This window comes from Actinomadura darangshiensis, assembly GCF_004349235.1.
Classification (GTDB): domain Bacteria; phylum Actinomycetota; class Actinomycetes; order Streptosporangiales; family Streptosporangiaceae; genus Spirillospora; species Spirillospora darangshiensis.
The window spans coordinates 1-9,993 of the sequence record NZ_SMKY01000319.1; the positions used below are offsets into that span (position 1 = coordinate 1).

The 9,993-nt window shown below is 73.4% G+C and carries 11 protein-coding genes; 6 read left to right on the top strand and 5 right to left on the bottom strand.

Translation table 11 applies throughout. The features are described 5' to 3' along the window. Both E1293_RS39645 and E1293_RS39650 read left to right on the top strand, forming a co-directional pair. The coding region (locus tag E1293_RS39645) for a helix-turn-helix domain-containing protein (protein ID WP_481726109.1) at window positions 1–296 on the top strand (296 nt) is incomplete at its 5' end. 72 nt (window positions 297–368) lie between these two features. Beyond that, window positions 369–602, top strand: coding sequence for a DUF3040 domain-containing protein (locus E1293_RS39650; protein ID WP_132204074.1), 234 nt, complete (start codon window positions 369–371; stop codon window positions 600–602). On the opposite strand, the gene E1293_RS39655 is transcribed toward E1293_RS39650, so the two are convergent. Further along, window positions 599–1,036 carry a MarR family winged helix-turn-helix transcriptional regulator gene (locus E1293_RS39655; protein ID WP_132204076.1) on the bottom strand — a complete coding sequence of 146 codons (438 nt, stop codon included), beginning with the start codon at window positions 1,034–1,036 and terminating at the stop codon, window positions 599–601. The genes E1293_RS39650 and E1293_RS39655 overlap by 4 nt on opposite strands. 159 nt (window positions 1,037–1,195) lie before the next feature. Between E1293_RS39655 and E1293_RS39660 the strand changes: the two genes are divergently transcribed. After that, complete coding sequence (locus tag E1293_RS39660; RefSeq protein WP_132204078.1) at window positions 1,196–1,558, top strand: STAS domain-containing protein; 363 nt, start codon at window positions 1,196–1,198, stop codon at window positions 1,556–1,558. Window positions 1,559–1,707: 149 nt separating this feature from the next. Beyond that, window positions 1,708–2,490: a transporter substrate-binding domain-containing protein gene (locus tag E1293_RS39665; RefSeq protein WP_243717259.1), complete on the top strand. Its 783-nt coding sequence runs from the start codon at window positions 1,708–1,710 to the stop codon at window positions 2,488–2,490. 11 nt (window positions 2,491–2,501) lie between these two features. Here E1293_RS39665 and E1293_RS48080 read toward each other — a convergent pair whose 3' ends face one another. After that, window positions 2,502–3,068, bottom strand: a complete 567-nt coding sequence (locus E1293_RS48080) for a hypothetical protein (protein WP_165978602.1) — start codon at window positions 3,066–3,068, stop codon at window positions 2,502–2,504. A gap of 68 nt (window positions 3,069–3,136) precedes the next feature. Continuing rightward, a complete protein-coding gene (locus E1293_RS39675) occupies window positions 3,137–4,378 on the bottom strand; it encodes a protein kinase domain-containing protein (protein ID WP_165978603.1) in 1,242 nt (413 codons plus the stop codon). Between the two features lie 195 nt (window positions 4,379–4,573). Between E1293_RS39675 and E1293_RS39680 the strand changes: the two genes are divergently transcribed. Beyond that, the gene (locus E1293_RS39680; RefSeq protein ID WP_165978604.1) at window positions 4,574–5,404 is read left to right on the top strand and encodes a DUF6338 family protein; all 831 of its coding nucleotides are present in this window, start codon (window positions 4,574–4,576) and stop codon (window positions 5,402–5,404) included. A 3-nt stretch (window positions 5,405–5,407) separates the two neighbouring features. On the opposite strand, the gene E1293_RS39685 is transcribed toward E1293_RS39680, so the two are convergent. Beyond that, a complete protein-coding gene (locus E1293_RS39685; protein ID WP_341770243.1) occupies window positions 5,408–8,965 on the bottom strand; it encodes an indolepyruvate ferredoxin oxidoreductase family protein in 3,558 nt (1,185 codons plus the stop codon). 34 nt (window positions 8,966–8,999) lie between these two features. On the opposite strand from E1293_RS39685, the gene E1293_RS39690 reads away from it, so the two are divergent. After that, window positions 9,000–9,476, top strand: a complete 477-nt coding sequence (locus tag E1293_RS39690; RefSeq protein WP_243717261.1) for an Lrp/AsnC family transcriptional regulator — start codon at window positions 9,000–9,002, stop codon at window positions 9,474–9,476. Here E1293_RS39690 and E1293_RS39695 read toward each other — a convergent pair. Then, window positions 9,473–9,993: hypothetical protein (locus E1293_RS39695; protein ID WP_207939369.1), on the bottom strand; the 521-nt coding region annotated here is incomplete at its 5' end. The genes E1293_RS39690 and E1293_RS39695 overlap by 4 nt on opposite strands.

Sequence of the window (9,993 nt, forward strand, 5' to 3'; positions counted from 1 at the left end):
GGGAGGGGGAGAGCCGTCCCGTCCGGGGCGGGCGGCTCGGCGCCGAACGGGCCCTGACCTGCGTCGCGGAGATCCTGGCACGGCACGGGTTCGAGCCCGACCGGGAAGGCCCGACCGAGCTGCGGCTGCGCAACTGCCCGTTCCATCCGATGGCCGAGGACGACCCCGCCCTGGTGTGCGGGGTGAACCACGCGTTCCTGTCGGGGATGGTGGACGGTCTCGGCGCGTCCAGCGTCGAAGCGACCCTCGCCCCGCGACCCGGCTACTGCTGCGTGGAGTTCGGCCCGCGCGCCTGAGCACGCGGATTCGCGATAGATCTTGCACTTCCCGGTTAGTCATGAAGGAGCGTCGATGTAGCTGGAGGAACGATGAGCCTGCCGTTGCACGAGAGCCGCGTTCTCGCGCTCATCGAGATGGGGCTGTGCCGGGAGGACCGGGAGCTCGCGGCCCGGTTCACGATGTTCAACCGGCTGGCGGCGGCCGAGACGCCGCCGCGCCGGGAGCATCTGGAGCCGAGCCGGCGGCTCTGCTGGGTGCTGACGGCGGTCCTGGTCCTGTCGATCGTCGCCCTGGGCGCGATCGCCGCGGCGGTCTCGGGTTAGGGCAGGTCTTCGAGGGTCTTCAACTCGGCGCTCAGGCGGTCCAGGATCGGGGCGAGGCTGCGCAGCTCCGCCAGGTGCACCCGGGTCAGCTCGGCGAGGACGCGGTCGGCCGCGGGCGTCAGCCGGACCCGCATCACCCGGTTGTCGGCGGGGTCGCGCTCCCGTCCGACCAGGCCCGCGTTCTCGGCCCGGTTGATCAGCTCGACGGTGCTGTGGTGGCGCAGCAGCAGGTAGTCGGCCAGCTCGCCGATCGTCGGGGGGCGCCCGGCGCCGTGGCCCCGGACGGCGAGCAGCAGCTGGTGCTGCGCCGGCGTCAGCCCCGCGGCGCGCACCTCCTGCTCGCTCCAGCGCAGGTAGCGGCGGAGCCCGGTGCGGAATGCCAGCAGGGCGGTGAAGTCCTCCTGGCTGAGTTCCTGCACGCGCCCCCCGTTCATGGACGCGAACGTCCGTCCTCCGGTTTCTCGATGGTACTTCACCGTGCGTATCCGGGCAGGTGAACGGCCCCGCCGGCGGCCTCCGATGGACAACTATATCGTGACACGATATATTAGGGGACCGGGCGTCAGGCGAAGTGAGATCGGGGTGAGAGCGTGATGCGACCGACACCATCGGTACTGCGCGTGTACCGGGCCGACGACTGCGACATCGTGTCGTTCCCCGCGGAGGTCGACCTCCTCAACGACCAGAAGATCCGGACGCAGCTGCTCTGGCTGCTCAACACCAATCCCCGCGCCGTGATCCTGGACCTGTCGGGCACGCGGTTCTGCGCCGCCTGCGGCGTGGACGCCATCTTCCGCGCCTGCATCCGCGCCAAGGCGCTCGGCATCCGCGTCGGCCTGCTCTCCCCGAACGGCGGACCGGTCTCCCGGATCATCCAGGTCACCGGCCTCAACCGCGCCATCCCCACCACCACGGACCGCTCCGAGGCGCTGTCCGCCGTCCACACGACCACCTGACACCGGTCACCTGAGACGGGCCGCCTGGCACGGGCAGCCGCACCGGCCTGCTGACACCGCCCCCTCCGCCGCCTTAGGGTGGGCGCGCGCGGTGGCTGTGATCAAGGTGGAGGTCCGGGGTGGCGACAGGGCGGATCTTAGCGGCGGCCGTGCTGGCCGCCGGGGCGGTCTCCGGATGCGGGCAGGTCGGGAAGGAATCACTGCTCGACAAGGAGACCCTGGTCGTGGGGGTGCGGCCGGACCTGCCGGGGCTGGGCCTGCGGCGGCCGGACGGTCATTACGAGGGGTTCGACATCGACGTCGCGCGGCATGTGGCCGACCGGCTCGGGAAGAAGGTCCGGTTCGTCAAGGTGCTGGCGTCCGAGCGGATCGAGGTGCTGACGTCCGGCCGGGCGGATCTGGTCTTCGCGACGCTGTCGGTCACGCCGGAGCGCAAGACGAAGATCGCGTTCGCCGGCCCGTACTATATGTCCTACCAGGACATCCTGGTGCGCTCGGACGAGCGCGGCATCAGCGGGGTGCGGGACCTGAAGGGCCGCCGGTTCTGCGCGGTCGAGGGCGCCGACCCCGTCCAGCGGCTCCGGGCGGTGCACGGGATGACGGCCCGGACCGTCCCCGCGAAGAGCTACGACGAGTGCATGAGCATGATCAAGGCGCGGACGGTGGACGCGATCACGACGAACGACGTGATCCTGGCCGGCCTCATCCGGCGGGAGGGGCGGGGCTTCCGGCTCGTGCGCGCCCGGATCAGCGAGCAGAACACCGGCATCGGGCTCGGCAAGGGCGACGTCGAGGGCTGCGAGGCGCTCAACCGGGTGATCACCGGCATGTACCAGGACGGCACGGCGGAGAAACTGATGCGCCGCTGGTTCGACGGCACCGGCCTGGACCTGTCGATCATCGAGGTACCCCAGTTCGAGGGCTGCGTCTGACACGCCGCAAGTCAACGTGGTCGGGCGCGGGCGAGGATGCCGCGCAGCTCCTCGGCTCTGCCGTCGGTTATCGCGCCTTCGCGGGTGCGCGTCGCGATCTTCTGCTGCAGGTAGGCGACGTCCTCGCGGCGGCGTTCGAGCGGGCGCCGCCCCTGGCCGAGCATCCGCTCGATCACGTTGCCGAGGTCGAGGCCGACGTCGTCGCGGACATCGCCGGCCGCGACGCCCTCGTCCACGGAGTAGCGCAACCTCAGCAGGGCGTCGTGGATGCTCGTCGTGAGGGGCTCCGAGGTCTCCGCCCGGGGCGGTTCGGACGACGGCTCAGGGGCGGACGGCTCGGGCGGCGAGGACGGTTCGGGCGCCGCCGAGGCCGGCGGGGAGGCCGCCTGGAGGGGGAGCAGCCGGCCGGCCGAGCGGTCGCTGCCGGAGAGGGTGTCGCCGATCCCGAGGACGAGGGTCGCGGCGGCCACGATGGTGGCGGCGGCCCCGGCGAGCGCGAGCCAGCGCAGGCGGAACGCGGGCACCGGGTGGGGGAGCTCCTCGCGCCGCCACTCCGCGGTGTCCCGCCGGTCCGTCATGCCTGGCCGGTCCGTCATGCCTGGCCGGTCCGTCATGCCTGGCCGGTTCGTCATGCCTGGCCGGTCCGTCATGCCTGGACGGTCGCGAGGACGCGGTCCAGCTCGGCCGCGAGGTCGGGGGACAGGCCGCGCTCCTGCCGGCGGGTGTCGATCTTGTCGTGCAGCAGCGCGATCCGGTCGCCGACGTCGACGCCCCGGTCGGCGGTGAGGTCGTTCTCCAGGTTGGTGATCACGTTGTTGAGGTCGATGGCGACATCGGAACGGATCTCGCCGGAGGCGTAGCCGCGGCTGACGATGGGGCGCAGCCGCCCGATGGCCTCGGTCACGGCGGTGCCGGTCACGCCGGGGCCGGGGGTATCCGTGCCGGCCTGCGCGGGCGGGGTGCGCGGTGGTGCCGTCCGCTGCGTCGGCACGGCGTCCGCGGCCGGCGGCGGGGCTCCGGCCGGTGTGCGCGGCGCGGACGCGAGAATCGCGGCGGCGGCCGTGACCGGGATCGCGACCACGAGGGCGAGCGCGGCGAGCCGGGCGCCGCGGCGGCGGGGCGGGGCCGGCGGGCGCAGCGTCCGGGTCCGGTGGCCGCCCGGCGGGTCCGCGCTCGCCGCCGCGACGAACACGGCGTTCGGCGGGGTGTCGTCGCGGGCGAGGAGGCCGGCGACCTCCGCGGCGGACGGGGTGTCCGAGCCCATGCAGCGGGCGGCGAGCGCGGACAGCGCTTCCGACGTCCCGGGTGCGAGGCAGGCGGCGAGGATGGTGCCGAGCGCGTGCACGTCGGCCGCCTTGGCCTCGGCGGCCCCGGTGGTCACGGCGAGGTCCGCGGTCCGGCTCGCGTTGGTCCGGGCGCTGCGGACGATCCCGCCGATGCCGGTGTCGGTCACCCGCACCTCGTCGGCGATCAGCATGACCTTGCCCGGCCGCAGGTCGCCGTGCGTCACGCCGCCGGTGTGGGCGGCCCCCAGCGCGTCCGCGACCTGGCCGCAGACGCCGGCCGCCTCGGACGCGGTGAGCGGGCCGCGCCGGAGCCGGCCGGCGAGGGTCTCGCCGGCCACGAACTCGGTCACGACGAAGGACACGAGCCGCCCGGACGCGTCGCGGGTCTGGTCGCTGTCGTAGACCGTCTCCAGGACGGCGTGCGACAGCCCGGCGGCGCGGTTGACGCCCTCCTGGAACGCGCGGTGCAGGCCGGCGTGGGCGGGCGCGAGCAGCTTCACCGCGACGGGGCGGCCGAGCAGCTCGTCCCAGGCGCGCCAGACCTCCATCGTCCCGCCGTCGTCGAGGCGCTCCACGAGGCGGTAGCGCTCCGTCAGCCGCAAGCCCGATTCCATGTCAGGAGATACGCGCCGCCGCCATTGCCGGGTTCGACCGGGACGCCGACCGGCGGCTTTATCTCCGGCACCGGAAGTGGAACCGCAATTGGATCACGCGTCAGTCGTCTCGATGTTGAGATTTCAAGGTCCAACTGACAGGATTCGAAGCTCATGACCCCTGATGAGCGGGTTGGGGTGAGCATGACCGACGCTCCCATTGTCGTGCCTGTCGCATTGTCCGTCCTGGCGGCCGTTCCGGGCCTGCATTACGACCTGATGCGCGGCCGCCGGGCGTCCGGCCGAACCCCGGTGGCCGCGGCGCCGCGGCTCTCCCGGGTCGTCGTCGCGGGCGCCCTGATCACGACCGTCACGCTGGCCGTCCTCGCCGCGCTGGGACAGGACTCCCTGCTCGGCCTCGGCGCTCTCCTCGACGACGGCGCCGCGGCGGTCTCCCCGCTGGTGGCGACCTGGTCGGTGGCGTGCTATCTCGCGTTCTCGCTGACGCTGTCGTCGCTGGCGGCCGCGGTATTGGCGCGGCTGGAGAATCGTCCCGGGCCATTTCCCAGCGTGCGCCCGAGGATCGGCCTGCAGGCCGACTATTTCGATCGCGAGGTCGAACTGGAAATCACGCTGAACAGCGGCGAGACCTTTCGCGGGCTGCTCGGCGAGGAATCCGCGGCGCGCGGCCCCGACCTGCGGTTCATCACCCTGTGCGGGCCGATCTTCCAGCTGGACGGGCACGGGAAGCCGCTGCCGCTGGACGCGCTGCACTGGGACCAGATGGTGGTGCCGACGCGGGCGGTCACGAGCGTGCTGGTGCGCCCGGTCGAGGAGCCGCCCCCGCCCCCGGCCGCGCTGCGGGGCGTCCCGTCCCGGCACTCCGCGCCGCGGCTGCCGCTCGCCGACCAGCTGAAGATCCTCGTGGAGCAGTGCTATGAGCACCGGCTCGCGCCGCGCCCGCTGGCCAAGCTGCTCGCGCTGCAGCTGGTGGTGATCGCGCTGGTCGGCGCGGTGACCAGCGCGATCACCTGACCGTCACACCCGGGTCGCGGGGCGCCCGGCGCGCCAGCCGGCGAGCAGCTCGCGGAGCTCCTCCTCGTAGCGGGCGATGTTCGCGGTCTTGACGTCCTCGTACCCGCGGACCATGTCCGGCAGCCCGGCGATCCGCACCGCGGCCTCGTGCCGGCCGGAGTCGGCGTCCAGCCCGGCGACCAGCTCGTTCACGACGGCCACGTACCCGGTGACGAGGCGGCGCTCGGCGCGGCGCTGCGCGGTGCCGCCGAACGGGTCCAGCGGCGTGCCGCGCAGCCGCCGCAGCGCGCGCAGCGCGTGGAACGCCGGGCGCGCCGACCGGCCGAGCGCGATCTTCTTGTCCAGCCCGGCCGCCCGCAGCAGCGGCGGGTGCAGCATGTACGCGATCGCCGAGCCCGGGCCGAACTGCTCCTCCGCGCGCCGGGTGAGCTCGGGGTCGAGGTGCAGGCGGGCGACCTCGTACTCGTCCTTGTAGGCCATCAGCTTGTGCAGGTTGCGCGCGACGGCGACCGCGAGCCGCTGCCCGTCGAAGCCCGCCCGCTCCTCGGCCCGCGCGACGCGCAGCACGGCGGCCAGGTACCGCTCGGCGAGCGCCAGGTCCTGGTACGCGGCGAGGTCGGGCACGCGGATCCGCAGGACGCGTGCCAGCTCGCCGCCGGCGCCGGACGCGTCGACGAGGTCCATCGCGGCCGGCGCGGTCGCGTCCAGCGGCCGCGGGGACGCGTCCACCAGTGCGGCCGGTTCGGTGCCGAAGCCCGGGTCGAGGACGAGCCGGCGGCCCGCCCGGAACGCCTGGACGTTCGCCTCCACCGCGACGCCGTTCAGCGTGAGCGCCTCCTCGACCGCCTTCGCCGACAGCGGCAGCAGCCCCGCCTGGTAGGCGGCGCCGACCACGACGAAGTTGGCCGTGGTCGTGCTGCCGAACCAGCGTTCGGCGAGCGCGAGGGCGTCGAGCGCCACGAGCCGGTCCGCCCGCGTGCGGCCCGCGATCTGCTCGACCAGGGACGCGCTCGGCGGCAGCGACGCCGAGGTGTCGACGACCATCCGCCCGGTCGGGACCTCGCTGGTCGACATGACGGCGGTGGTCCGGTCCGGGGCGCAGCGCCGCAGGTTCGGCTCCGACGTCCCGGCGAGCGGGTCGAACACCAGGTAGGCGTCGGCGCCGCCCGCGCCGACCATGCCGGGGCGGTCCCGCTCGGCGTCCCCGATCCGCAGGTGCGACACGACGGCGCCGGCCTTCTGGCTGAGCCCGGTCTGGTCGAGCGCGCGGGCGTGCCGCCCGTCGATGAGCGCGGCGGTCGCCAGGACCTGGTTGACGGTGACGACACCGGTGCCGCCGATGCCGACCAGCAGGACGTTGGCCGACTCGGGACGCGATTCGGGCTCGTCCAGCTCACCGATCTGAGGCAGCTCCGGGCGCGCCTTCTTCTTGCCAGGGATCACGGTGACGAACGAGGGGCAGTCGCCGTCCAGGCACGAGTAGTCCTTGTTGCAGGACGTCTGGTTGATCTGCGTCTTGCGGCCGAACTCGGTCTCGACGGGCTCGACGCTCAGGCAGTTCGACTTGGTGCCGCAGTCGCCGCAGCCCTCGCAGACCGCCTCGTTGATCAGCACGCGGGTCTGCGGGTCGGGGACGAGCCCGCGCTTGCGCTTGCGCCGCGTCTCGGCCGCGCACGCCTGGTCGTACAGCAGCACGGTCACGCCGGGGACGTCGCGCAGCTCCCGCTGGACGTCGTCGAGGGCGTCGCGGTGCCGGACCCGGACGCCCGGCGCCCAGTCGGTGCCGCGCGGGTAGCGAGACGGGTCGTCCGCCACCACGGTGATCTTCGCGACGCCCTCGGCGTGCAGCATCCGGGTGATCGCGGCCGGGTCGGAGCCGCCGTCGGCGTCCTGCCCGCCGGTCATCGCCACGGCCGCGTTGTAGAGGAGCTTGAAGGTGATGTTGCTGCCCGCGGCCACGGCCTGCCGGACGGCGAGGCTGCCGGAGTGGAAGAACGTCCCGTCGCCGAGGTTCTGGAACATGTGCCCGGTGTCGCTGAACGGCGCCGCGCCGACCCACATGGCGCCCTCGCCGCCCATCTGCGTGGTGCCGATGCTGCGGTCCTGGAAGACCGTCATCACGTGGCAGCCGATGCCGCTCGCCGCGATCGACCCGTCCGGGACGACCGTCGACCGGTTGTGCGGGCAGCCGGAGCAGAAGTACGGGGTGCGCGCCGCCGAGAGCAGGTTGATCTTGGGTTTGCGGGGCTGGAGCACCGCGTCGCGCAGGTCGAGGTGCTCCTCGCCCACGCGGTCGGCGAGCAGCCGGGCGAGCGCCCTGGTGATCCGGTCCGCGTCCAGGCCCCCGTCGGGCGGGACGAGGCCGGCGCCATCCGGGCCGTTCTTGCCGTACACGGCGGGGCGTTCCGCCAGGTCGTACAGGACGTCGCGGATCTGCGTCTCGACGAACGCGCGCTTCTCCTCCACGACCACGATCTCGCGGAGCCCGCGGGCGAACTCCCGGATCCGGTCCGCGTCCAGCGGGTAGATCATGCCGAGCCGCAGCAGCCGGACGCCGCGCCGGGCGAGTGCCGCGTCGTCCAGCCCGAGCCGGTCGAGGGCCTCGCGCAGCTCCAGATAGGTGCGGCCCGCCGCGACGATCCCGATGGCGGCGTCGGCCGCGGCGCCCTCGATCCGGTCGAGCCCGTTCGCCGCGGCGTAGGCCGTCGCGGCCTGCAGCCGGCCCTGCAGGACCTCGGTTTCGAGGGACGTGGTGTCCTTGAGGTCGACGCCCGGCCTGCGCGTCGGCTTCCACGGGCGCCCCCGCCACGCGAACTCGGGGAGCACCGGGTCGGGCATCTGCTCGGCCTCCACGATCTCGTGCGAGTCGGCGACGTCGGTCACGACCTTGAACCCGGTCCAGGCGCCGCTGAACCGGGACATCTCGAACCCGTGCCGGCCCATCCGCAGCACGTCGCCGACCGACGCGGGGACGAGCACCGGCATGAACGCCTCCGCGAGCGCGCCCTCCGTCGCCGACGGCAGCGTGGACGACTTCGCGGACGGGTCGTCGCCCACCACCGCGAGCACCCCGCCCCGCTCGGACGTGCCGAGCCAGTTCGCGTGCTTGAACGCGTCCAGCGAGCGGTCGACGCCGGGCGCCTTGCCGTACCAGAGGCCGAAGACGCCCTGGTAGCGCGGCCCCGGCAGGTGCTCGGCGAGCTGCGACCCGTACACCGCCGTCGCCGCCAGCTCCTCGTTCACCCCGGGCACGAACCGGATGTCGCTGCCCTCCAGCAGCGCCGCGTCCCGCATCAGCTGCTGGTCGAGGCCGCCGAGCGGGGACCCCCGGTACCCGGACACGAAGCCCGCGGTGCGCCAGCCGCGGCGGGCGTCCGCGCGCCGCTGGTCGAGCAGCAGCCGGACGAGCGCGTGCACGCCGCCGATCGCGATCCGGCCGCGCTCCAGCTCCAGCCGGTCGCGGAGCGGAGAGGAAGATACGGTGGTGCTCATGCTTGCATTCAGCCTCTTTTGCTGAGCGGAGTGCAAGATGGTGGCGCGATACTTGAGCAGATTGCTCAAGTCAGAACCGAGTTACCCGCCGGAGCTGAGCGTTGTGACCCGTCCCACCCTCCTCGACCTGCAGATACTCCGCCGCCTCGTCGAGCAGCCCCGCATCGGCGTCACCGAGCTGGCCGCCAAGCTCGGCATCGCCCGCAACACCGCGCACGCCCGCGTCGAGAAACTCGAACGCGAGGGCGTCATCGGCCACCGCGGCCGCGAGGTCGACCTCGGCGCGATCGGCTTCGAGCTGACCGCGTTCGTCACCCTCGAAGTGGCCCAGGGACGGCTCCGGGAGGCCGCGGTCGCGCTGTCGGCGATCCCGCGCGTCCTGGAGGTCCTCGGGATCACCGGCCAGGGCGACCTCCTCGTCCGCGCGGTGGCCCCGAACGGCAAGCAGCTCCACGAGGTGATCGACTCGATCCTCGCCTGCCCCGGCGTCCGCCGCAGCACCACCTCGATCGTCCTCACCCACCAGGTCCCGTTCCGCGTCGGCCCCCTGCTGGAGGACGAGGAGAAACGCGCCCGCTAACCGGCCGGCAGCGCCTGCGCGACCTCCGTCGCCGCCGCGTACGCGCCGCGTACCGCGTGCTCCCGGCTGAGCGGCTTGCGCTCGTCCGCCGCCTCGTAGGCCACCTGGACCAGCAGGCCGCCGTCGCGGAAGACGACCGTCCCCGGGATGACTCCCGGCACGTGCGCGGCGAACGCCTGGTCGCCGAGTCCGGTCACGGCGCGGAAGTACTTCTTGTCGTGGACGCTGAGCGTCTCCTCCGCGCGGGCGTCGGCGTGCAGGATCGTGTACTCGCGGGTGGCGAGCCAGGTCCCGTCGAACAGCCCGGTCGTGGGGATCTCCGCCGCGGAGACCTTGAGCTCGCGTTCCATCGTCGTCCAGGAGCAGCCGCGCCGGTGGGCGCCGCCGACGGCGAGGCCGCCCTCGCCCTCGTCGGGGTCGAGGCTGTCCAGGTCCTCATTCACCAGGCGGTGCAGGGTCCGTTCGGACACGGCTTCGCAGAGGTCCGGGAGCTTGCGGGCCGGCGCAGGGTGCGTGG